Source organism: Lacibacter sp. (assembly GCF_035299325.1).
In the GTDB taxonomy this organism is placed as follows: domain Bacteria; phylum Bacteroidota; class Bacteroidia; order Chitinophagales; family Chitinophagaceae; genus Lacibacter.
The window spans coordinates 153,942-178,890 of sequence record NZ_DATGWT010000041.1; the positions used below are offsets into that span (position 1 = coordinate 153,942).

A 24,949-nucleotide genomic window follows, 5' to 3' on the forward strand; every position below is an offset into this window, starting at 1 on the left:
GATGAATTGATTTAATGTGCAACGACTATACGTTTCCGGAATATTTCATCCCCAACTTTGCATTGAATTACATACTGACCAGGACTCCATTTAGAAGCTTCAGTTACCATCCACTCATTAATACCTGTGTTTACCTGCTCTGTACTTCTGTAAACAACCGATCCAATGCTGTTTGTAACATTGATCTCAGCCGTTTGATTTCTGTCTGAGGTAAAGTTTATCCTGAAAAGATTTGTAGCCGGGTTAGGCGACACAACTAATTCAAACCCGTTGTTACGGCGAATAAACAAGCGTATTGCATTGGTATAAAATACCTGTCCACCCGTACCAACATATTTTAACCGGTAAAATACTTCGGTAGATCGGAAATTGACAAGGTCATCCAGTTCAGAATAAGTACCGCTGCTGCGTGGCGAAATACGGCCACTAACAGAACTGTAATCAATACCATTGGCACTACGTTCTACCTGGAAATAAGAAACACCTTCTTCACTGTCACTGTTCCAGCTGATCATACCTGATTTGCCTTGCAGTTTTGCATTGAAGTTGTATGGTTTGCCAGCAAGCACCTCACAAGCTGCATATTGTGTAATAGTAACAGTATCGGTTGCATAAACGGTACCGCAACTATCCATTAATGTTTGACTTACAATATAAGTACCGGCCATGCTTGCAGTAATACGGTCGCCTGATGTTGGACCAACGATATTACCACCGATGGTTGACCAATTGTAAACTGATGTAGATAATGGATTGGTAACATAAACTTCAGCAACACCACTCGGACAAAGAACAGGGAAATCTGTTTCGATCTCTGCACTTGGTGCTCGGAAAAAACTGAAAGGCCCTACGAAGTCTTTCAATGCTGCCGTGAAGGAAGTAGATGCTCTTGATTTCACCAATATTCGTCTGAACGGTAAGCCACAAACGTCGCCTTCCCTAACCAAAGGATCGAGGCCAAGCTTACTAAGGTTTACCGAAAACTCCATAAACTGATCGGCTGTGTAATTATCTACAATGGCCTGGCTACCCAATACCAGCTTAAATGGCCCTGCCCATGTGTTGTTTCTACTTGTTAATCCATTATAAAAAACTCCTCCTGCTTTAGGCTGAATAGCTGCATAACCATAAGTAGCACCATTAATAGCTCCATCAAACACATAATTACCGGGTGTACCCACCCAATTAAAAGCTGTTGGTGTTAAAAGCAGGGCATCTTTATGCACCCATATCCGTGCTTCAACCATTCTGAGACCTGTACCAAATTCAGCAGTTAAAATAATATCACCTGCACTCAAAATATTACCCGAAGCATCAAACTTCCAGGATGTATGCCCGTCATCGGGTCCATAACCTTTAAAGTTCAAATTAGGTTTGTCGTAATAAATATCGGTTTGATACATTTCAAAATCGAAATAACGATCACCCGTTGTGTTTTCGATTGATACACCGCCAAACAACCAGAGCGAGTCATTAGTTTCTGTACCATCTCCATCCCTGCGCACATGCATGAACATGTCAAGAATTTCATTCTTATCAGGCACACTCTGTGCAACTGGTGTTGTCCATGTATTCGGATTCATCCCGTTCTTGTTACTACCTGAGGCAAAGATTGTTGAATCATCACCATGGTGGTCACGAATAAATATACCATCGATCAATAACATACCATTCAATACATGAAACTGTGGGTATCGCATGTTACGGAAGAAGGGATAATTTCGGGTGGCGGGCTGCGAAATATATCTCGCAAGGATACCAGCCGCACCTGTAGTATCAATAACAAATTCTCCAACGCCTGGGCCAACAATAACATTGTTGCTGAACCAATCATCATTACCAACCTGCAAAAAGTTATTGAAAAAATTGGCTCTCAAATCACCATCTACACCAAATCTTGCTTTGATTTGCTGTGCTGTTAGTGTTTGGTTGGTCAGGGCAAGAAAGAGAAACAAACTGAGTAAAAGTTGTTTCATAAGTAACGGATTTAAATGAGAAAGAAAGGCTGTGCACTGTAACCTGCACAGCCTTTCAAATAGTTAGCCTTTTTTGCTTACAATACGTATCTCCTCTACAGGCGAGTTCTCGGTAGAACCATCCTGACGATGAGCCACGATACGATAAAACAGATAACCAGGGTATGCACCTGTGTCTCTGTACTTATACGTGGGTTCAGTTGAAGAGCAGCCTACTTCATCGATTTCGAAGAACCAGCTTCCATCATATGAACGCTCAATTGTAAAACAAGTAACTGTTGAAGGATTTGCAACCGCCCAGCTAAGGGAAACATCAGATGCCTGACGATGAACCCGGAAATAGCCAAAGGCCTGACCTGATGGCGTGTTTCCTTTTCCAGTTGATTGTGCGTTGGTTGCAGTGAATGACATTGCAAACACTGCAATAATTAAGATTGCTTTCATGGGGATTACGATTTTGACACAAATTAGAAACGCCGGCACTCATATCCTAAGAATCGGTCATGAATTTCCACTTAGAGGCCAAACTTTTTTCCCTATGGAAAGACCGTAATTTCTGCAATACTTTAACGGAGAAAAATTTCACAACCTAAAAACTCCTGTCTTTCAACTGCTTAGCAATGGGCTTCCAAAACAAACAATCCATTACATTTGTAAGCAATACAGTTTACTTTATGACGCAACCCGAACAAAAACCAGTTATCGGCTTCAGCTGTGGCGACCTGAACGGAATTGGCATCGAAATTATTATTAAAGCACTGAGCGACAGCAGGCTTACCGAACTTTGCACCCCTGTAGTTTTTGCATCGAACAAGAGCATTAACTTTTATAAAAAATCGGTAAGCGATGGCAATTTCAATTACCAGGCGGTAAGGGATTTCCAGCGTCTTAGCCCCAAAACTGTGAATGTGTATAGTTGCTGGGAAGATGAAGTGAGCATAACCCCGGGGCAATTAACAGATGTTGGTGGAAGTTATGCCATCCTTTCTTTGACCGAAGCTGTGAAGGCTTTGAAGGAAAAAAACATCGATGCATTGGTTACTGCTCCAATTCATAAAAAGAATGTACAGTCAGAAGCTTTCCCATACACCGGTCACACACCTTATTTGAAAGCAGCGTTTGAAGCAAATGATGTGGTGATGTTTATGGTAGCCGAAAATATTAAAGTGGCATTGGTAACCGAACATATTCCTGTGGCTGAAGTTGCGCAGCATATAACAAGAGAAGCAATTGTAAGTAAACTGAAGTTGATGAACCAATCGCTGAAAAAAGATTTTGGCATTGATAAACCAAAGATCGCAGTGCTGGGGTTAAATCCACACGCCGGCGATGAAGGTTTGATTGGCAAAGAAGAAGAGGAAATTATTAAACCAGCCATTAAAGAAGCGAAACAAAGCGATGTATTTTGTTTTGGGCCTTACAGTTCAGATGCATTTTTTGCACGTGGACAGCATGAAAAATTTGATGCAGTTCTTGCCATGTATCACGACCAGGGATTGATCCCTTTTAAATCACTTGCTATTGGTGAAGGAGTAAATTATACAGCAGGGATGCAGGGCATCCGCACAAGTCCCGATCATGGAACTGCATTTGACATTGCAGGAAAAGGTAAAGCTGATGAGTCATCAATAAGAGCAGCATTGTTTATGGCTATTGATATTTTCAGAAGCCGACACGGTTATGCTGATGCACGCAAAAACCCTTTGCGTAAAATGAGTGCGGCTATGCTGGCAAGAGCTGTTGATGAGAAGATTGAAGAAGAATAAATTTAAAAGGCACAAGGTTCAAAAACCAAAATACAAGATTCAAAGTATGAGAGGCAATGCATTAAGCGTTGCCTTTTTTATTTCAGCATTGCATCAGTTACACCCTTGTTGATAACATAAGAACTATAGCTGATCTCCACTTTCCCTTTTTTGTTTTTTGGTAGCTCAGGCTTTTTTGATCCATCATCATACTCCAGGGTAATACCTTTTGGAAGTTTGTAATCTTTCGTGTTAAACGAGAAGATTACTTTATCAGGTAAACCCCATTCTGCATATTTACCGAACTGCATTTCCATATCATATGTGCCATTCTCTTTGGTAGTAGTACTTGATTTACGAATGAGGAGATTTTTTTCGTCGATATACATTGTAGTTAATACCACATCGCTTGTTTCACTAAGCGGCAGCAATTTAATGATGCGTACGGCTGTACCGGCAACAGTTCCCTGACCGGCATCAATGGCTGTATAACTATCGGTAAGTAATAACGAACTTACGTTTACACTCACACCACCTTTCGGCAATAACGAAACACCTCCATCTCTCTTAATGGCGAACTTGTTTGGTTTCTTGAAATAAGATTTGATATTGGCAACAGGTGCTTTAATAAATACTACATCCGTCTTCATTTTACCTGTTGCAATATAATCGTTCACTTTGTCCATCTTGGCTTTTACGTTCCTGAGAAGTTCATCAGGCGTTTGTGCCGTTATTGATAAGACTGGAAGCAACAGGCAGGAAGTAAGAACGATCTTACTGAACAACAAGGCCGAATAAAATTGATTCTTCATATTCATTACTACATTAAACGTTAAAGCATTCACTGCATGTTATCAACTCAACACATCTTTCCTGTTAAAAATAAAGATGGCCGACCCTGTGAAGATGAAAATATGTAACAAAAGGATGCCTGCACTTCGTAAAACTGCCGGCAAATTTCGAATGGTACCAGGAATAGACATACCATCTGCATCTACTTTCATCTCAAAAAATCCTTTCCAACCGATCATATGCGAGGTAAAGAAAAAATCTTTAACATTTTGAAACATCGGGATATCCAAGGTGGTGAGGATGGTAAATACAATGATCACACTCATTGTCGCCACAATTGGTCCAAGCGAATTCTCTGCAAAAATGGAAAAGAAAAATCCAAGTGATGAAACTGTGATGAGCGCTATTGCTGCATAACCAAATGCACATAGATAGCGCCAGAAAATATCATTGCCATTCAGGATAATGATCTCGTAACTTTTTGCATTCATCAAACCATCGGTACCGAATATGGCCATTGATAAAAACAAACCGAGTATAGCGATCCAGATAAGAAGAATAATGGCATAAATAGCCGATGCCATGAATTTGCTCATCAACAGTTTTGTACGGCTCACCGGTTTTGTGATCAGTAACCTAAGGGTGCCCATGTTTGCTTCACCTGCAATCATATCTGCACTAACCAATGCCACAAGCAGTGGTACGTGTATAAGCAATGTTTGTAAAATGACAAAGCAAACAAAATATCCATTGAGCGGATTGCCGATCACATCAAAATTATCTTTCACATCTTTTAACACAAAATCCATGTACTTGGCACCATCAACATAAATGGCCAGCTGTATCAGCGACACAATGGCCCACACCGCAATAAACGCAATGTAAGTGCGTGGACGTTTGAATACTTTGAACAATTCAATTTTTAAAAGGCTCCACATGTTGATTCGCTGTTGTGATCTTTAAAAAATAATCTTCCAATGAATGCCTTGCTGTAATACCCAAAACACTGATGTTATTTTCAACCAACAATTTTGTCAATGCAGGCACTTCTTCTTTTCGCAGCTTCAATTCTATACCACCCATATCAACACCCATCAGCTTATCTGCATAAGTTGTTTGTGTGAGCAATTGCTCACAACCTGTCTGATCATTTGTTTCAATATATACCACCGTATCATCGGGATGGAATAACTCAGCCACTGTCCCTTCCACCAATTTCTTTCCCTTATCAATAATGAGCATGCGGTTAGCGATCTGCTCCACTTCACTTAACAAGTGCGATGATACAAGAATGGTCTTGTTCATTTTTTCCCGCAGCATCAGAATAAGATTCCGCATATCAGCAATCCCCTGCGGATCTAATCCATTCGTTGGTTCATCTAACATGATCAACTGCGGATCATGCACCAATGCAACAGCAATACCTAAACGCTGCTTCATACCTTGTGAAAACGTGCGCACTTTACTGTTGGCACGTTGTGCAAGACCAACAAGTTCGAGTTGATCCATAAAGTTTGCTTTCGTAAGTTTTACGCCGCTCATTTTTGCAAACAGTTGCAATGTTTCGTATGCCGTTAAATATTTGTAGAGATCAGGACGTTCAATTACCGCCCCTGTATTACGCAGAATTTCTTTGCGATGTTTGTACAGATCATAACCAAAAATTTCAATGGAACCACTCGTAGGTGTAATGAGTGTAAGCAACATACGGATAGTGGTTGATTTACCTGCACCATTCTGGCCAAGAAAACCATACACATCACCTTTCTGTACAGTAAAAGAAAGATCGCTTACCGCTGTTATTTCGCTGAAAACCTTACTGAGATGAGAAACCTTAATGACTGATTCCATAAATTTTACTGCTGTAGTAACACGCAAGTAAAGATAAGGTTGGATTTACCGGAAAAATTATTTGGGGAGATAAGTTTGCAATGCTTTCACATAGGTCTCAAAAGCAGCTATTCCAACCGGAGTAATTTTGCAGATGGTTTGCGGATAATTGTCTTTGAACTGCTTGATCACATCAACATATCCGGCTTCTTTCAGTTTACTGATCTGCACACTCAGGTTGCCCGCAGTAGAGCCTGTCTTTTCTCTGATGAAGGTAAACTCAGCTTCCTTAACGCCAATGAGCAGGCTCATAACGGCGAGCCGTAATTGCGAGTGTAATATGGGATCGAGTTCCTTAAACATGTTGTTGTTTTCCCTGCAGGTATTTCTTACGGAGAATAATACCGGGTACCAGCCAGGCCAATGCTGCGGATACAGCCATTAATAAAAAATCAAATTTGGTAATGGTGAATGCACTGATGATGGCACTAAGCCAACAAACAATACCACCAATGGTCATCAGTCTGAACTTTCGTGCAGCCCCTGTTACAATCGTTGGGTAACCAAAAACAAACAGCAGGTAGGCAGAGCCGTAAGTCCAGAAGTTAGGAATATCTGCTTTGCCGGTGATCTCACGGTAATCAGATACGATTGGATTAAATGCATCGGCTGCTACGTTATTTATAAAGTTGATCACAAATACACCAATACCAAAACAAAGCCAAACATATCCCATCACATCATCATCCCAACCTTTTGCTTTACGTTCACGACGTTCACGAATCGAAATAAATATCTGTGGAATAATAGCCAGTAATGCCAATAACCAAATGTCAAACGGCATCGTCCATCTGAAATGAATGATGCAGAATTGGACGAGACTACAGAAAGTGATAACAGCTCCCCACAGTATCGGACCAATACCTGTATCAACAAAATCACTTTTTGCCCGGTTGATCATTTGCTGAATGATCATTAAACTTTCCTGTTCCGTTAATGGTTTTTCCTGCATGATCAATGTTGTTTTTGAAAGCGTGAACGAAGAAGATAACCCGGAACGATCCAGGTGGTAATTACTGCCAATGCCAATAACAGAAATGAAAATTCATAGGGAATAAAAACAGAGACCAATGCCAACACCCAGCAGCTGATAGCGCCGATACGCAATGGAACAAATTTTAAAATAATACCTGATAAAAATGTTGGCATACCATATAACATCAGAATAAGCGGGTTAAACAACTGCGGCTGTCCGCTGCGTCCAATTATTATACCCACCAAAAAACCCATGATCACAAATACCAACCATACATAGTTATTGATGTCATCTGTATAAGTTCGTACTGTTGTACTTTTCTTTACTCTCGACAGATAGATCATCTGGTAAATAACAGTAGGAATGGTGAGCATCCATACATACATGAGGTTCTTAAAATTGCCAAAGAAATAAACCGAAATAAAACTGATAATACTGCATACAAGAACAACCCATCCCCATAATAAATACAGATGACCGTTTTCATTAAAACGGTTTTGTGCTTTGCTGATCATTGATTCAATGAGCTGCAAGCTGTCTTTAGCTGAGAAATCCTGTTGCTCCATGTATAATTGTTTAAACGTCAAAAATAAGGGAGTCCCGAAGTGTTTACTCCGGGACTAATACACATTATTTACACGCTGCGTGTGCCTGTGCGTTTTGTTCTTTACCCCAATTTGGATGCAATGCTGATGCAGGCTTGAATGTTTCAAAGAGTTTTACTGCTTCTTCAAACACTGGTTTTGCTTTTGCACATCCGCCACCAAATTGTTCTGGCGTCCGGCTGATACCTTGCGCTTCCCACATATAAGGGCGTGGATTAGTTGGATCAAGCTTCTTCGACAATGCCGTGTTCTCCTGTATGATGGCACCGTATTGCATATACCTGGTCATGGGATCAGCACTCATTTTTACTGTTGCAATCATTGCCTTCACCAAAGCGATCTCCGAATTATTTTTTTCAAACTCTTCTGCTTTGTTGATGAATATAGTTGCTTTATCTGCCAATGGATCGAATTGTTTTGGATCGTTTGTCATAAATGCATGCCACACCTGTGCAACTGCTGCATAGTAAAACGGAAGCCATTGATTTTTCTCTGCATTGCCAATACGTTCAAATGCATTTACTACATCCAGCATCGCATCGGGTGTTTTTGCTTCGCCCATAGCCTGCATATTTTTTTGCATGGCACCGGTATAACGTTCGCTCTGTGCAATGGCAGCAGTAAAAAGATGAGCGAAGAGAACAGCAAGAAGTACTTGTTTCATAACTAATAATTAGAATGATGATAAAATTTTATTGTTTGTTTTTTAGTTTTTCATATTCACGCTCAACACTGTTGCTTTTCGGATAAACGTATGCACCAAAGTAATGTGATGCAATACCAATACCCCAACCAAGCATTGGCCATACCGGCCAGGGAACACCGCCACCATAATGCTTTGCTCCATTAATTGCCCATAAGATCCAGAAGAAAGCATTGATCAGCAAATAAGTGATCAGATGTTGTTTGAATGATGCACGTTTTTGTGCGATCTCCCACAGTTGTTTGTCTTTTTCTTCGTTTGAATCAGGGATTCGTTGAAAATTGCTCATGTTTGATAAAGTTGAATGATGAATGATGATTTATAAATTATTGTTGATAGCATCATCAGTACGGTCAACACCAAAGCTGATGAAAGCACCAATGAAAATGAACATACGTGATGGCGGCACTAATTCTGTTTTCCGTTGACCATTGTACGAATAGTTATAACCATACACTTGCTTAATATTAAAAACATTACTTACACTCAACACATATACGGCGAATGCTTTTGCATCTTTCTTACCGATCGAAGGCAGGTAGTTCACTGAAAAACTTACGTTGTGGTAATCAGGGATACGTCCTTTATCAGCAAAGAAAGGTTTGCTTGTGTTTTGATCGTATTGAATGTTATAATAAGGACGGCCACTTGCATAATTGTAAGAAAAGTTGAGGTTCGATTTAAGCTTGGTTACAAACTTCTTCAGCACCAACGATCCTGTATGCTTTGCAGCAAAGTTTGGCGTAATGGCTGTTGGGAAGTTTAAGAAATCACGTTTGGTATCAAGGAATGAATAAGATATCCAGTAATCGAGATTCTTTACAGTTTTCTTATCTCTCCAGAATAATTCAAATCCACTTGCATCACCAAAACCATTGTTGCTGCTGCCAAGTTCACGACCATTGATATTTGATGTCTTAATCAGGTTGTCATACTGTTTGTAAAATGCTTCCACACGGAATGTGGTAAGATTTGTTGTTTTCTGGTATTGAGCAATATAATGCGTTGCCTTCATGAATGTAAGTGGTGCAATCGTTGGCTGGTAACGCAACTCGGGGTTCTGATAAAAAATGCCATACGCTAATGATGCCTGGCTTTCTTTGCCCAGTTTGTAAGCCAATGATACACGAGGGGCAAGATTTGTTTTATCAAGTAAAGCAGAATACTCAGCTCTTGCGCCAAACTTTGCAGCCAGTTTATTTGTTAAGTAAACATCCTGCTCTGCAAATAAGGAATAAACATTCTCGATCAAACGTGTTCTGAATTTTGAACCATTAAAAGCTGTAAACAAACTTTTATCATCACTATGATTATACTCAGCTCCAAAACGTAATGCATTCAATGCCCTGAATTTCTTTTCCAATACCAAACGCCCATTGGCATAAAAGCCTTTGCTGTTTATATCAAATTGTTTGAACTCAAGACCACTCAGCAATACATCATTTTTATCTTCATCCTGCATACCAAAGCGGATATCATCTTTATTAGTTGATACAGATACTCCCGCCTGCAACTTCCACTTATTCTTTAAACTTTCTTTCCACGATAAGTTGTGATACATATTACCATTGCTCAAGCCAAAGCGATCTTTATAACCAACTGAATCAAGACTGTTTTGTGTAAAGCCTAAACTATTCGTGAGATAAAAACCATAATACTTCAGCATTCCATTCTTTGATGTTTTAATGCGGAAGTTTGCATCAATATTATGTGAGTTGGGCGCTTTTGAATAATCCTGCTGCTGTTTGATCACTGCAAATGCAGCTGTAAGATTCGAGTAGTTATAATTCACACCCCATGATGCAGTTTTTTCTTTATTGAGTTTTTGAAATCCTGCGCCGATACCCAAAACAGAAAGATTCAACGTTGCAGATGATTGCTCAGGAAGATCAATTGATTCTAAAATTAATGCCGATGATAATGCCTGGCCATACAATGCGCTGTAACCACCTGTGCTGAAAACTGTTCCCTTAAAAATAAATGGTGAGAAACGGCCACGTTGTGCAATGCCGGGCACACTGCTAAAGAAAAAATTGTTCACCAGTGTTCCATCAATAAATGTTTTTGTTTCGGCAGCAGTACCACCCCGAACAAACAAACCTTCACTCTCTCCCACCTGTTGTGCGCCGGGTAATGTTTTCAAAGCACCGGTAATATCGCCATTACCACTGGCTGTTGTTACAATATCAATGGATGATAACACAGCTGCCACACGCTTTCGGTCACTTGCTTCAAACGCACCGGCCGTGATCACTACGGCACTCATTTCCGTTACTTCTTCTTTTAACTGAACCGGCAATTGAAGATCACCGCCTTTTAGTTCAACCGGCAACTCTACCGTTTTAAATCCAATGGCTGTAATAATGATGATCTGGTTTCCTTTATCGGTGGTTTTAAAGCGAAAACGACCGGCCGAGTCAGCAGTGGCACCGTCGTAAGAATCTTTAATGGCAATTGAAGCACCGGGAACCGGTTTCTTTTTATTGTCCATAACGGTACCACTGATGCTGGTTTGCCCAACTACAAGCTGAGTGATGATGAGGCTGATGAATAAGGTTAATGCTTTCATTTCTTATAAATAGATCACAAACATAGACTAGTTTATTTTATAAACCAAATATTCGATCCAGATTTTTTTGGAAGTAATTGCAACAAAAATGCCCCCGGGATCTGGGGGCATTTTTCATTACTTCGTTTGCTTATTTGTTTTTCAGGAGAAGTTGGGAGCTTTTAAGTTGACCTGCTCTTACCTCTAAAATATAATTGCCTGCTGGCAACTGAGGAAGATTATTTAACTGAATTGCATTCGTCCCTTTAAACAGCGATCTGATGGTAGTGTAAACAATCCTTCCATGTTGACCGAATAAACGGATATACGCATCTCCGCTTACTTCAAGTGTTGCCTGTATATTTATTACCTGGTCGAAAGGATTAGGTGATGCGATCACTTTGGTTGATGCATTACTATACAATTTGATAATTGCACTGTAGCTTGATTTACCATCTTCATCCACCATCTTCAAGCGATAGTAATTAAAAGCTGCAAGTGGAGATGCATCTACAAATTGATAAGCAGTTTCAGTAACTGAATTTCCGGTTGCTTTTACCGAACCAATGGAAAGGAAATTAATCCCATCGCCACTTCTTTCAATTAGGTAGTGACTTGCGTTGATCTCAGTAGCTGTTCTCCAGTTCAACTGTGATTGTCCGTTCAATAAACGTCCATTGAACGACAGCAACTGAACAGGCAACGTACCTGAAACAGTAATTGACGCCGTTGCTACAGATAAACAACCGGAGCCGGATAACTTATCGGCAACAACTTCAATATTGTATGTACCTGGTGATGTGAATGTTTGTGTAGTGATTGTTTCTGCACCACCATTTCCAAATTCTGATGTTGCATAACTTAATCCGCTGCCTGCATCTTCAACAATATATAACACACCTGACTGCGTATTTGATACAGTATAGGTAACCGTTTGCCCAACGGAGATCGATGATGTTGTTGGACTGATCAACGGTGTTGTTGGAGCAGAACAGGAAACAGTTGTGGTAGAACCACATGTGGTGTTTAATGTGCTGCTTGTTGCCTGCGCACCTACAGTTAATACTCCGCCTGCATACAATGGGTTAGATGCTGACACGGTTACTGTCCATGCTGATTGAGCAGAGAGTGCCACCGAGCCAATCAATCCTCCATCCTGGTACAAATAAACTGTACCCGTAAACGGACCGGTGATGGTTCCTGATACGGATGTATGGCCTTCGGTGTATGATCCGGTGATCGTGGGGCAAACAGTGGTCGCAGCTCTTGCTGTTGCAGACGAAGAGTTGGCACTAACAGAACAGCTTCCGTTTTGTGCCGTTGCATAATAGCTTGTTCCGTTTACCAACGCAGCAACAGTTACAGACCATGTACCATTCGCCTGAACGGTTGTTGTACCTTGTAAAACATTCGATGCATTATACACACGAATAGTTGTGCCTGCAGGTTCGGATGAAGTTCCTGTAACTGTTGTTACAGCTCCGGTTAAATTACCTTGAATATCTGTTGTAATAACTGGTGCAGATGTAAAACAGGTAGCCGTTAACGTTGCTGCTGTACTAATGCACTGTCCGCTTGCCTGTTGACGAACAGTAATTACATCACCAGTTTGAAATGTTTGACTGGAAAAACTATACGCACTTCCTGAAGCTGTTGTTGATGCAACAATAAATCCATTTACAAATAAACGTACAGTAGCACCCGTTACTGCTGTTCCACTAATAGTTGAGCCCGGATAGAGAACTGTTTGCGTAATTGTTGGCGCTGCGGTTTGTGTGAGTGTTAAACAACTGAAGGCAGGTGCGGATTCGCATTTACCTGATTCAATTACCGAGAATGCATAACTGGACGATGTCATATCATTCGCACCACCGGTACACGCAGCGTTTGGTCCGCCATTGTTTGTACTGTTATATTCCCAAATAGTACCTGAAGGATCAGTTGTTTGGTTATAAGTAATTTTTAATGTTGTTGTTGCATCATCCGCCAATAAAACAAGGTTGCCACCCGCTGCAATTGTATATAATTTGATTCGTGCGTTAGCCGGCTTTGTTCCTTGTATCCCTTTATTCGTAATACAAGTAATGACGGTTGTTGTGTTAGTTGAAACATTTGATGGAGAGCAACTTGTTACCGCTACACTGTTACTTGTTAAACACATACTCTCGCCGGTTGATTGTGCTTTTGCAGTAATAATATCTCCACTTGCAACGCTTGCAATGATATAAGTCCACGGGCTTCCGCTTGTTGCAGTTGTTGTGCCGGCCAATACAGCATTTTTATAAACTGAGATAGTAGCGGTTGAAGGTTTAGTTGCATCAAGTCTTGTCCACGTGCCGGTAATATTCACGTTTGATCCCGAAGCAATACCTGTATTTACAGCTGGCGCTGGAGTACATGCATCAGAAGGGCCAGAGCCACCTGAGGTGATATCGGTCAATGTAAAGCTTGGCGTATTCTCGCCTAAAAATTCCCAGGCATCTGTTGTATTTGTAAAATTATCATCATTCAAACCATAAATATCAGAACGTGTTCCCTGGAATGCCGACCCTGGATTTGTATTTGTTGAAATAACTAGACGGATTGGTGTTGATGCTGTGATACCTAATGCTGACATGGGTACAAAAAAATCATAGAAATAATCTGCATTACCTGATTCTCGACTCAGTGCAACAGAGATCAATTGATTGGTTGCAAGAGAATAAGTGTTGCTTGCAGTTGGGTTTACAATACCATCCACATTATAAATAGCCACACGCCCATTTGTACCTGTTTCGAGCGCCACTTCCAGTTCAAAACCGGGGTTACCATTTCCACTGTTTGTTGGAGCCACATAATTGGGATCAGCAGCAGAACCCGATGCGCCAAGCTTCAGATCAGTATCAATTAAAATATTATACGCCTTTGCACCACTAACAATACTGCCAATTCGTAAACGGAACAAGAGATTTGTTCCATCATTGTAGATATAACAGCCGCTGTTATCAACGGTTTTTACAATATCAGAATAACCACCATCAGGTCCTGTAGCAAGGTCGCCTGTTGGTTCAATCATTACCGGTTTAATAATCTTATACAATATTTCACTTTGAGTAATATCGCTTGTAGTAAAGCCTCCAGATGTTGCAGAACTAAAAAAATCCTGATTGGGATTGAGAACAACCGGACCTGCAGCACCTGCAGGACGAACAATTAATCCGGGAGATTGAGCATGACTTACATAGGTATGAAGCAAAAAAATAAAGGGCAATATCAGCCCTTTGAAATACCGGGATATGGATTTCATTTTAAAGGTTTTACTCAGGTAATGAATACGCTGTAAAATTAAGTAGTAGCCTTTAGTTGCTATGTAGTAGAATCTACAATCTGAGTATAGAGGGTTTTATTTTACAGTTGTCACATAAAACAAGGAGAAGAACAAACAGGTTATTTTTTCTGCCCTATCTTTTCTCTAAGTAATGTTCTTGCATTGTGGGTGCCATCTTCAGCAGTAAAAGCATCTTTGGGAATCAGGAAGAAGGAACGTTCATCGATATAAAGATGAAAGAAGTTGGGTGTTTCAATAAAGTACTTGAACGCCTTATAACTCCAGTCCTTACTACCGTTTGGGTTTTCGATATGCATATAGGTATCGAGGAAAGTAAGGTTAAATGAATCCCTGAATGTTTTTGCACGGCTGTAAACGGTAAATGGCAGAATGAACCAAAATGAAGCCATGAGAGAAAACCATAAAAACGAACTAAGCAGAAATGCAACGGGTGCTATTTTTTTCCAGAAGAACATGCCTGCTGCAAACAATGCAAACACATTCACTAATATAATAAGTATACGTATTTCTTTTTTAGAAATAAAATGATAACGTAATGCCTGGATCACTTTTTTTCGATCGTACCGGAAAGAAATATTCATACTTGCTTCTGTTTATTCGTTCAATTAATGTTTATCGTGGATATTTTAATTCATTTTCAGTTACACTCCATTCACCCAACTTATCAGCTTTCACACCAAAGAATTCAACAGTGAGTTTGCGTTGGCCTCTTGCCCCACTGAAATTAAATTTACCATAGTTCTGTTTTTCATCGATTCCAAAAACACGGTAAGGGTTATTGGCTTCAGCTGCACCAAACTTGTGTGTGCCAGCTGTTAAAGGCGATACTGTTATATCATACAAAGGATAAGCCCCTTGCCTGTTTACTTTGATCACTTCTGTATGATGACGATCACCACTCATAAACAACACTCCCGGAATTTTATTTACTTGTAAAAAACTCATCAACTCTTCATACTCAACCGGGCAGTCAAGTAATTTATCAAATGGTGAAACAGGATTCAACACCTGGCTGCCATTTGCAATGATCTTGAATGGTGCACGACTGAACAGCAATGAATTCTTCAGCCATTGCAATTGCTGTTTACCCCACATCAATTTATCAGGATTTGGTTTGCCATCAATTGAATCTTTCATGTTATCGGCACTTCTCCACCAGCGGTCATCCATCATAAAAATATCTACATCGCCATAACTGATCATTGAGTAAATTCCTTCACCATTCATTCCATAGCTTGTATTTAACCAATAATTGCTGAATACATCACGTGAAGTTTTCTTAAGAATATAGTTTGAACCAATATCGTTCGGCCCATAATCATGATCATCCCACATCGCATAATGTGAAGTTGATCTCAGAAAGTTTTGCAACACAGGAACGGAACGGTCGTGACTGGCTCTGTTCCATAAACCCCATTGGTCGTAATAGTCTACTTCACGTGTGTACCAGTTATCGCCCATCCAAAGCATAAAAGCCACTTTTTCTTTTGCCATACTTTCAAAGATGGATGAATCGCCGCCATAAGGTTTTCCCGGGCGATCAACAGCAGGTTCATTAATGTAAGCGCAGGAACCGGTTAAAAAAGAAAAATCGGGCGCAGGTTTACGCCATTGCCATAATTCCTTTGTGGTGAATGATCCAGTTGCTTTTGTTGGTTTTGCAATCATTTTTTGATTAATGAAGAATTGATATTCGTACGTTGAATTCAACTCCAGCCCAACAAGATCAAATACAAGTGGCGAAAACCATTCATTACGATCCGTTTTTCTCTGCAAAGATTTATAAGAGTTGATGTTTCCCTTTTTCCAGTATAATAATACAACATCACTACCGGGCTTTACTTCGATCCACAATTTAGCTGTGCGTAGTTCAACAGGACCCAACATGGGACCACTTACCAATTGTGCCTTTGCAGTAATTGAAAGAAAAAGAAACACAGGGAGCAGTGCCCTGCAAAATAAACTTCTCATAATTGTAAGTATAAGTAACCCCGTTTCCGGGAGCTGCAATGTAAATAAAGTTTACATGCCAAGCCTGTGCAGCGGGCTGATTCCTGTTATATGCCCATTAATTTTCAATAGATGGGGAATGGAAAGGACAAAAAAATCCCCCCGGTTTGGGGGGGTATAATGAGTTATCTGACACGCATACATTTACGGAATGATCCATGTGCAGCTTCATAAGGCGTCAGAGACCTGCTGCAGCTACTCAGATAAAAAACACTTAACAGCAATAGAGTATAAACGATTGCTCTTTTCATTGGTACGGATTTAATACGTTTTAAAAATAGTCCTTTCGGTAATATGATAACGAAAATCGGGCCATTGAATTTTACAAACTAAGAGTATCCCTTAAAAAAAGTTTCAAAAGAGCACATTTACTTTGTGTTGTTACGAATGCCGTTTCGGTAATTACGCAGTTTTCTGACTATCCCCGGTAAAATAAAAACGCTCCGGAGAACCGGAGCGTTTGTTATAGGAACCTCTGTTGAGATTTGTTGTTGAGCGATTGCATTAACTGCAACCCATACTGTTACCACAATTCAAACATTTGTAACAGGTACCACTCCTGATGGTGATGTGTCCGCAAGTATTACAGGCCGGCGCATCGCTTTGCATACTCTTCGCTGCCATGTTCACTGCATCAAGACCGTTATCCATCTTCACAGGATTTGCAGCAACACGTTGTGCCTTCTGCACCTGTGGCGTGGTGGGTACTGAACCTACCACTCTTACATCACTTAGTTCCGGAGTTTTTTTTTCGTATTCCAAGCCTGTCGGCACATCATCCCAATCATCCATACCCGTATTGTTGATCTCAGGTTTATCTAATACATGAACGAGATCAGTACGTCCTAAATATTCATAAGCCAGGCAACGGAATACAAAGTCAACAATTGAAGTGGTTGATTTAATATTCGGATGATCTACCATACCGCTTGGTTCAAACTTGGTGAACACAAATTTCTCTGCATACTCTTCTAACGGAACACCATATTGTAAACCAACAGAAATAGCAATGGCGAAACTGTTCATCAATCCTTTTAATGTACTTCCTTCTTTTGCCAGATCAACAAAGATCTCTCCTAGTGTACCATCGTTGTATTCACCTGTGCGTAAAAAGAGTGCCTGCCCGTTAATTTTTGCTTTTTGTGTAAAGCCTCTACGTTTAGCAGGTAATGTTCTGCGTTCAACAATGCGTGCAAGCTGACGTTTCAGTTTTGTATCTGGTGAAGCCTGTACACGTTTGTTCAATTCTTCCAGCAGTTCTTCTACTGTAAGCTTAGCCATATCAACAATATTGCTTTCGGCTATTGCAGCTGTTTCTTCTGCTGCAGTTTCAGTTGAATCTTTTTTCTTCTTGTCGCTTCCTTTTGTACTTAACGGTTGCGAAAGTTTAGAACCATCACGGTATAATGCACATGCTTTCAATCCAAGCTTCCAGCTTTCGTAATAAGCATCAGCAATTTCTTCAACTGTTGCTTCGTTTGGAAGGTTGATGGTTTTTGAAATAGCACCACTCAGGAATGGTTGTGCAGCACCCATCATTTTAATGTGACCGCTATGATGAATATAACGTTGACCTTTTTTACCGCATCTGTTTGCGCAATCAAATACAGGATAGTGTTCCAGTTTTAAGAAAGGAGCACCTTCAACCGTCATGGTACCACAGATATAATCGTTTGCTTCAGCAATCTGTTCGTCAGTAAATCCTAATGCTTCCAATAAACTCCATTCAAAATCATTGTATTGATCAGGAGTAAAACCAAGACGTTGCAAACACTCTTCGCCCAATGCATACTTGTTGAACACAAATCCAATTTCAAATGCACTTGCAAGTGACGCCTCGATCTTTTTGATCTCTTCAGCAATAAATCCTTTTTCGCTGAGGCTTTGAGGATTTACATGCGGGGCACCATTCAAAGAAGCTGAGCCCACTGCATATTTTACAATGGCTTCGCTTTCTCTTTCTGTATAGCCGAGTTTTTTCAAAGCCGCAGGTACAGATTGATTGATGATCTTGAAATAACCACCACCACTGAGCTTTTTAAATTTCACCAAAGCGAAATCAGGTTCAACACCTGTTGTATCGCAATCCATGACCAAACCAATTGTTCCTGTTGGAGCAATTACAGTTGTTTGTGCATTACGGTAACCATATTTCTCTCCCATTTCTACTGCATCGTCCCAGCTTTTGCAGGCACTTGTCAATAAATAATCAGGACAGTATTGTGCTTTAATACCTAATGGCTTAATGCTTAATCCTACGTATGCTTCTTCAGCATCGTAAGCAGCTGCACGGTGGTTACGCATTACACGCAACATATCTTCAGCATTCTCTTCGTAACGTGGGAAGGCGCCGAGGAATGAAGCCATCTCTGCAGATGTTTTGTAAGAGATACCCGTCATAATAGCTGTTAATGCACCGGCAATACCACGTGCTTCTTCACTGTCATAAGGAATACCCATTACCATCAGCATAGAACCAAGGTTGGCATAACCCAAACCAAGTGTACGGTAATCGTAAGAAAGTTGTGCAACATCTTTTGATGGGAACTGTGCCATTAACACAGAAATTTCCAATACTGCTGTCCACAAACGACATACATATTCAAAGCCCTGTACATCGAAGGTTTGTGTTTCTTCATCAAACAAACGACGAAGGTTTACTGATGCAAGGTTACAGGCAGTATTATCTAAGAACATATATTCACTGCAAGGGTTCGATGCATTGATGCGTCCGCCTTTTGGTGAAGTATGCCATTCATTAATTGTGGTATCGTACTGTGTACCCGGATCAGCACAACGCCATGCAGCATAAGCGATCTGGTTCCATACTTCCTGTGAAGGAATCTTTTTCATGGTGCGACCATCAGTACGTGCTTTCAATTCCCAATCTTCACCTTTCTCTAATTTCTCAAAGAATTCGTTTGGTATACGTACAGAGTTGTTTGAGTTTTGTCCACTCACAGTGCGGTAAGCTTCCCCTTCGTAATCAGAAGCATAACCTGCATTGATCAATGCACCTACTTTCTTTTCTTCTTCAACTTTCCAATTGATGAAGTCCATGATCTCAGGATGATCTAAATCGAGACAAACCATTTTAGCAGCACGGCGTGTTGTACCTCCGCTTTTAATAGCACCTGCAGCACGGTCGCCGATTTTCAGGAAGCTCATCAAACCACTTGATGTACCACCACCGCTGAGTTTTTCACCTTCGCCACGAATGGTAGAAAAGTTTGTACCAACACCGGAACCATATTTGAAGATCCTTGCTTCACGAACCCACAGATCCATCAAACCACCTTCATTCACCAGGTCATCACTCACACTGAGGATGAAACAGGCATGTGGTTGAGGACGCTCATATGCAGAAGTTGATTTCTTTAATTCACCATCGTTCGCATCAACATAGTAGTGGCCTTGTGGCTTACCCTTGATGCCATAACTTTCATACAAACCCGAATTAAACCATTGCGGACTGTTAGGTACGCACACCTGGTTTAAAATACTATACACCAGCTCTTCGTAAAAGATCTGCGCATCCTGTTCACTTGCAAAATAGCCGTAACGTTCACCCCAAACCCGCCAGCAATTGGCCATACGATGTGCCACCTGCTTAGAAGATGTTTCACGACCCAATGAACCATCAGGTTGCGGTACACCAGCCTTACGAAAATACTTTTGCGCCAAAATATCTGTTGCGATCTGACTCCAATGATTCGGCACCTCCACATTATTCATCTCAAACACAACTTCTCCAGATGGATTGCGAATCACAGAAGTACGGTAATCGTACTCAAACAGGTCGAAGGGTGTAACACCTTCTTTTGTGAACCGGCGGCTGAACTTCAGCCCCTGCTCTTGTTTCTTTTTGCTGGCCATTTTGATCTGTAAGTTTTGGGTTAGTAAGGTTAAGAAATCGTTAATCGAAAGAATACGAAAATATTTTTTCAAACGATACATCCAAAGTCATAGATATGCACAGACTGTGGAAATCAGTTGCAAACGCAATGCTGACGTGTGTTTGCCTGTGGATACCGAGTTTTCAACCGCCTCTTTTAAAAAATGAGCAAAAAAAACTTGGCTGTTTCCAAATATTTCCCTTTGGCCTGCTGCCATTGCATTTGAGGGCATGAATAACCGAAAATGAAACTAACGCTGGCATCTAAACGCAGAAAAATGCACCAGTTCACACATCATATTTAAGCCTAATATCTGTGCATTCAGATAAAAAGAACTGAATATGGAAAAGATGGACATTTTTTTGCATTTTTGCATGAATAGGATTTCACTGAATGAAGCAACACATCTATAAAGAATTACTGGAGCGAAAACAGAAAGGACAAAAATCATTTGCTGTTTTAATTGATCCGGATAAAGTTAATCCACCCGCCATTGAGCAGCTGGTGAAGTTATCTGTGGATGCAGGTGTTGATTATTTTCTTGTAGGTGGAAGTCTGGTTATTTCCAATCAACTCGATGAAGTAGTACAGCAGATAAAAGCAGCCTGCGATATTCCGGTGATACTTTTCCCCGGCAGCCCATCACAGGTAAGTAAGTATGCTGATGGTTTGTTATATCTTTCATTGATCTCAGGACGTAATCCTGAATTACTGATCGGTCAGCATGTGATCTCTGCACCATTTGTGAAACAAAGCGGACTTGAAATTATTTCAACTGCTTATATGGTGGTTGATGGTGGTGCGCCCACAACGGTTTCTTATATCAGCAATGCTGCTCCTCTCCCTTCCGATAAAAATGAAATTGCGATGTGCACTGCAATGGCCGGCGAAATGCTGGGTATGAAAGTGGTGTACATGGATGCAGGCAGTGGCGCCAAGCGCCCCATCAGCGAAAGCATGATACAAGCCGTAGCTCAACAAATTGAAGCTCCTCTCATTATTGGTGGTGGTATAACTGATCCTGAAAAAGCATACCGCAACTGTAAAGCTGGTGCTGATGTGATTGTAATTGGTAATGCTTTTGAGAAAGATGCAAATCTTATTAAAGAAATGGCTGCTGCAATTCACAGTGTTCCTGTCGTAAAAGCATAATTATTTTTAAACGAATATTATAAAAAGAAAGTCCGTTGGTTACCAACGGACTTTCTTTTTATAATCTAGTATTACCTTACCTCAACTCTTCCACTTTCACTCTTGTTGGCGAATCTTTTCCGCTCACAATACTTCTTGCACTTAATGCAATGGATTTAATGATCATGGCCATATTATCCATATCCAATGTTTCTACTTCATCAGATACTTTATGATAGTTTGGTTCATTATCCATTTTTGAAGTGGAGATTGTATGCGCAGGAACACCTAAACGTGCAAGCGTTGCATTATCGGAACGATAAAATAAATTCTGATCGGTGTATGGATCGGGATGAAATGTAAATCCTGTTCCTTCAAGATTCTTCTGCATGATGGTTCCCATATCCGTTTTTTCATAACCGGTAATGTAGGCAGAGTTTTTACCCCACTTACTTTCGGTACCGATCATTTCAATGTTGAACATAGCCGCAACTTTCAACGGGTCAAATTGTTTGGAAAAATATTGTGCGCCATAACCACCCGATTCTTCTGCAGTAAATGCAGCAAAGATGATGGTGCGTTCATTATTGTTTAATGCTTTGTAATACTTTGCCAACATAATAACGGCGGTAGTTCCTGCAGCATCATCATTGGCTCCATTAAAAATAGAATCACCATCAACCGGTTTACCAATGCCAATATGATCGTAGTGTCCGGAGAAGATCACATACTCATCTTTTTTGCTTTTACCAGGAATAATCCCAACTACATTCGACAACTTCTGTTCAGTAATTTCATGCTGCGCTTCAATGCTGTAAGTTGATGGATCAACAGTGGTTAAAATAAATACAACATTGTTCTTCATGGGAAACATGCCACGCTTAAATCCGGTCAATCGTCCAAAGTTCTTGCTGTAAGAGGTATCAACTAAAACAACATAATTTTTTCCTGAACGGATATATTTTTGTGCTTCTGTAAACAGGTTTACTCCTGCAGCAAGTTTTACTTTTTCATACCCTGACTTTTCATTAATGGTTAAACTGGCACTGGTTGTTATAACAATAACATTCTTTGCGTCTACTGCTTGCTGATCGAACGTGCTGGTCAATCCTTTAAAACGTGGAGTAAGGATTGTAAACTCCTGGCGATAAGTGCCGCTGTTGTTCCATGTTTCCAAACCGGCAGCTTTAAATTCTGCAGCAATAAAATCAGCAGCTTTATCGATCTCAGGCGAAAACACACGACGGCCTTTCATTTCATCTGATGCGAGCACACGTTCAATGCGTTCTACTTCTTTTGCATTGATGATGTTATCTACTTTGGTTTGTGCAAATAAAAACGTGGTTACTGTAAGCAATAACCACGTTGCAAAAATTTTCTTCATTCGATAAGGTATTACAGTAAAAAATTTACGATTTATAAACTCATCATTTCTTTAAACTTCACGGCCTGTCTGCGACTCACTTCAATCTTATCGCCACCATGAATTTCCAGTAACAACCCTCCATTGAAATAAGGTTCAACTTTTTCGATCATGCGCAGGTTCACAATATGCTTGCGGTTTGCACGGAAGAATATTTTTTCATCCAAACGCTCCTCCAATGCATTCAGTGATTTTAAGATCAGTGGTTTGTTTGGGCCAAAATACACTTTCGCATAGTTGCCTACACTTTCAAACAAACGGATATCACTCAGCTTTACAAACCAGCAACGCTCACCATCTTTTACAAAAACCTGGTCGTTCTCACTCAGCATGCTGCGGTTAACCGAAATCGGCTCACCATCAACAGTTGTTTCTTTATCATCTTCATCCAGCTTATGTAATGCATCAGCCAAACGCTTAGGTTCAATTGGCTTCAACAAATAATCCAATGCATTCACTTCAAAAGCACGCAACGCATATTCATCATAAGCAGTGGTAAAGATCACTTCGGGTGTACGGTCAAGTTCGCTCAACAGATCAAAACCTGTTTTACCCGGCATCTGGATATCGAGAAAAATAAGATCAGGATTCAAAGCTTCTATCTTCTGTAAACCTTCATCTACATTCGATGCTTCATCGATCACCTCAATATCCGGAAACTCGGTCAATAATTTCTTCAATTCATTCCTGGCCAAACGTTCATCATCAATAATGATAGCTCTTTTGTTCATGGCTCGTTATTTTATTAGGTACAATTTAGTCTATTGTTGTTAATTACAAACCCGCGGGCATGCTTACCCTTGCTTCTACTTCATTTCCGTTTACATCGCTGATGGAAAAAGCAGCATCTTCACCAAACATCAGCTTCAACCGGCTTTGTGTACTGGATATACCAAAACCATCGGGGTTAAAATCACCATTGAGTTTACCGGTATTCCTGATTACCAACTCATGATGATCGTTCACAAATTTTGAACTGATCTTGATAACACCACCTGTAATGTTTTTGCTGATGCCATGCTTGATCGCATTCTCCACCAGTGTTTGCAACATCATTGGCGGCACCGGCTGTTCCAGTGTATCTTCATCGATATCAAAATTCACTTTCAATCGTTCTTCAAACCGCATCTGCTCCAGTGCGAGGTAATCCTTTACAATACCCAATTCTTTTTCAAACGGCACCGTTTCCATTTTCTCCGCCTGCATACTGCTTCGAAGTATATTACTCAGCTCCGTGATAGCTGTTCTTGCACGTGCAGGGTTTTCATCAACCAATGCCCGTATACCGTTCAACGAGTTAAAAATGAAATGCGGATTGATGTGCGCCTTAATTGTTTTCAACTCCAGTTCCTTCACCACGCTTTGCATTTTCAATGCATCAAGCTGTTGTTTACGGAAACTTTCAACGTAATGATAGATGAAGTAGATCAGGTTCCATACCAACAAGGTTACGAACGCATTAATGGCCGAACCCACCAGCAATCTTGTAAAACTGTACACCCTTTGCTCAGGCGTAAATAAGCCTAGTATGTTGAAAAGAGAAAGTGAAATGAACGGGTACAGCATGGAGAAGGCCAGAGTAAGTACCAGGAAATACACCACCTGTCGCTCAAATGTTTTATGCAACAGGTTGGTTTGTATAATCACCCAACGCATAAAATGGGTAATGATCAACCCTAACGCTGCAATGATGAGCGACCTCAATACAAATGACGCATTGATTTCCCGGTTATAGGTCCAGGCGAAAAAGAAATTCATGAGCATGTTACCGCCCCAGCCTGCCACCTGGCACCACCAATAAGCTCCCATTTTACTGATTCCTATGCGCATAGTACTTACAAATCTAACCGTTAAGATATGGGTTTCACCCCCTTAAAGGTACAAAGGGCGTATTATTTGGGTAAATGGTTGAAATAATGAATAACG

20 protein-coding genes are annotated in these 24,949 nt (G+C 40.5%); 2 read left to right on the forward strand and 18 right to left on the reverse strand.

Features of this window, described 5'->3' with window-relative positions; translation table 11 throughout:
- Positions 1–11: 11 nt before the first annotated feature.
- Complete coding sequence (locus VK159_RS22555; RefSeq protein ID WP_324232438.1) at positions 12–1,976, reverse strand: T9SS type A sorting domain-containing protein; 1,965 nt, start codon at positions 1,974–1,976, stop codon at positions 12–14.
- A 63-nt stretch (positions 1,977–2,039) separates the two neighbouring features.
- The gene (locus tag VK159_RS22560) at positions 2,040–2,420 is read right to left on the reverse strand and encodes a hypothetical protein (RefSeq protein ID WP_324232439.1); all 381 of its coding nucleotides are present in this window, start codon (positions 2,418–2,420) and stop codon (positions 2,040–2,042) included.
- Between the two features lie 176 nt (positions 2,421–2,596).
- Here VK159_RS22560 and pdxA point away from each other — a divergent pair, with 176 nt between their 5' ends.
- Entirely contained in the window at positions 2,597–3,742 is a 1,146-nt protein-coding gene (pdxA, locus tag VK159_RS22565; RefSeq protein ID WP_324232440.1) for a 4-hydroxythreonine-4-phosphate dehydrogenase PdxA, read from the forward strand.
- A 77-nt stretch (positions 3,743–3,819) separates the two neighbouring features.
- On the opposite strand, the gene VK159_RS22570 is transcribed toward pdxA, so the two are convergent.
- The 13 genes from VK159_RS22570 to VK159_RS22630 form a co-directional block, all read right to left on the reverse strand.
- Positions 3,820–4,533 (reverse strand): hypothetical protein, encoded by a 714-nt coding sequence (locus VK159_RS22570; RefSeq protein WP_324232441.1) that lies wholly within the window; start codon positions 4,531–4,533, stop codon positions 3,820–3,822.
- A 42-nt stretch (positions 4,534–4,575) separates the two neighbouring features.
- Positions 4,576–5,451, reverse strand: a complete 876-nt coding sequence (locus tag VK159_RS22575) for an ABC transporter permease (RefSeq protein ID WP_324232442.1) — start codon at positions 5,449–5,451, stop codon at positions 4,576–4,578.
- Positions 5,429–6,364 carry an ABC transporter ATP-binding protein gene (locus tag VK159_RS22580; protein ID WP_324232443.1) on the reverse strand — a complete coding sequence of 312 codons (936 nt, stop codon included), beginning with the start codon at positions 6,362–6,364 and terminating at the stop codon, positions 5,429–5,431. The genes VK159_RS22575 and VK159_RS22580 overlap by 23 nt, the downstream gene beginning before the upstream one ends.
- Positions 6,365–6,421: 57 nt before the next feature.
- Positions 6,422–6,706, reverse strand: coding sequence for a transcriptional regulator (locus VK159_RS22585; RefSeq protein WP_324232444.1), 285 nt, complete (start codon positions 6,704–6,706; stop codon positions 6,422–6,424).
- Complete coding sequence (locus VK159_RS22590; protein WP_324232445.1) at positions 6,699–7,355, reverse strand: hypothetical protein; 657 nt, start codon at positions 7,353–7,355, stop codon at positions 6,699–6,701. Before VK159_RS22590 ends, VK159_RS22585 begins: the two co-directional genes overlap by 8 nt.
- 2 nt (positions 7,356–7,357) lie before the next feature.
- Positions 7,358–7,945 (reverse strand): hypothetical protein, encoded by a 588-nt coding sequence (locus VK159_RS22595; RefSeq protein ID WP_324232446.1) that lies wholly within the window; start codon positions 7,943–7,945, stop codon positions 7,358–7,360.
- Between the two features lie 64 nt (positions 7,946–8,009).
- The gene (locus tag VK159_RS22600; RefSeq protein ID WP_324232447.1) at positions 8,010–8,648 is read right to left on the reverse strand and encodes a hypothetical protein; all 639 of its coding nucleotides are present in this window, start codon (positions 8,646–8,648) and stop codon (positions 8,010–8,012) included.
- A gap of 28 nt (positions 8,649–8,676) precedes the next feature.
- Positions 8,677–8,976 (reverse strand): 2TM domain-containing protein, encoded by a 300-nt coding sequence (locus VK159_RS22605; RefSeq protein ID WP_324232448.1) that lies wholly within the window; start codon positions 8,974–8,976, stop codon positions 8,677–8,679.
- A gap of 30 nt (positions 8,977–9,006) precedes the next feature.
- Positions 9,007–11,256 carry a TonB-dependent receptor gene (locus VK159_RS22610; protein WP_324232449.1) on the reverse strand — a complete coding sequence of 750 codons (2,250 nt, stop codon included), beginning with the start codon at positions 11,254–11,256 and terminating at the stop codon, positions 9,007–9,009.
- Positions 11,257–11,386: 130 nt separating this feature from the next.
- Positions 11,387–14,521 carry a T9SS type A sorting domain-containing protein gene (locus VK159_RS22615; protein ID WP_324232450.1) on the reverse strand — a complete coding sequence of 1,045 codons (3,135 nt, stop codon included), beginning with the start codon at positions 14,519–14,521 and terminating at the stop codon, positions 11,387–11,389.
- A 140-nt stretch (positions 14,522–14,661) separates the two neighbouring features.
- Positions 14,662–15,144, reverse strand: a complete 483-nt coding sequence (locus tag VK159_RS22620) for a YcxB family protein (RefSeq protein WP_324232451.1) — start codon at positions 15,142–15,144, stop codon at positions 14,662–14,664.
- 31 nt (positions 15,145–15,175) lie between these two features.
- Complete coding sequence (locus tag VK159_RS22625) at positions 15,176–16,534, reverse strand: alkaline phosphatase D family protein (protein WP_324232452.1); 1,359 nt, start codon at positions 16,532–16,534, stop codon at positions 15,176–15,178.
- Between the two features lie 543 nt (positions 16,535–17,077).
- A complete protein-coding gene (locus tag VK159_RS22630; protein ID WP_324232453.1) occupies positions 17,078–20,449 on the reverse strand; it encodes a vitamin B12-dependent ribonucleotide reductase in 3,372 nt (1,123 codons plus the stop codon).
- A 413-nt stretch (positions 20,450–20,862) separates the two neighbouring features.
- On the opposite strand from VK159_RS22630, the gene VK159_RS22635 reads away from it, so the two are divergent.
- On the forward strand, positions 20,863–21,621 hold the full coding sequence (locus VK159_RS22635; RefSeq protein WP_324232454.1) for a geranylgeranylglyceryl/heptaprenylglyceryl phosphate synthase: 759 nt from the start codon (positions 20,863–20,865) through the stop codon (positions 21,619–21,621).
- A gap of 76 nt (positions 21,622–21,697) precedes the next feature.
- Here the strand turns inward: VK159_RS22635 and VK159_RS22640 are convergent, their stop codons facing one another.
- Genes VK159_RS22640 through VK159_RS22650 form a run of 3 tightly spaced genes read right to left on the reverse strand, consistent with a single transcriptional unit; the run spans position 21,698 to position 24,853 of the window.
- Complete coding sequence (locus VK159_RS22640) at positions 21,698–22,984, reverse strand: M28 family peptidase (protein ID WP_324232455.1); 1,287 nt, start codon at positions 22,982–22,984, stop codon at positions 21,698–21,700.
- Positions 22,985–23,016: 32 nt separating this feature from the next.
- Positions 23,017–23,754, reverse strand: a complete 738-nt coding sequence (locus tag VK159_RS22645; RefSeq protein WP_182802318.1) for a LytR/AlgR family response regulator transcription factor — start codon at positions 23,752–23,754, stop codon at positions 23,017–23,019.
- 43 nt (positions 23,755–23,797) lie between these two features.
- A complete protein-coding gene (locus VK159_RS22650; protein WP_324232456.1) occupies positions 23,798–24,853 on the reverse strand; it encodes a sensor histidine kinase in 1,056 nt (351 codons plus the stop codon).
- Between the last annotated feature and the right edge of the window lie 96 nt (positions 24,854–24,949).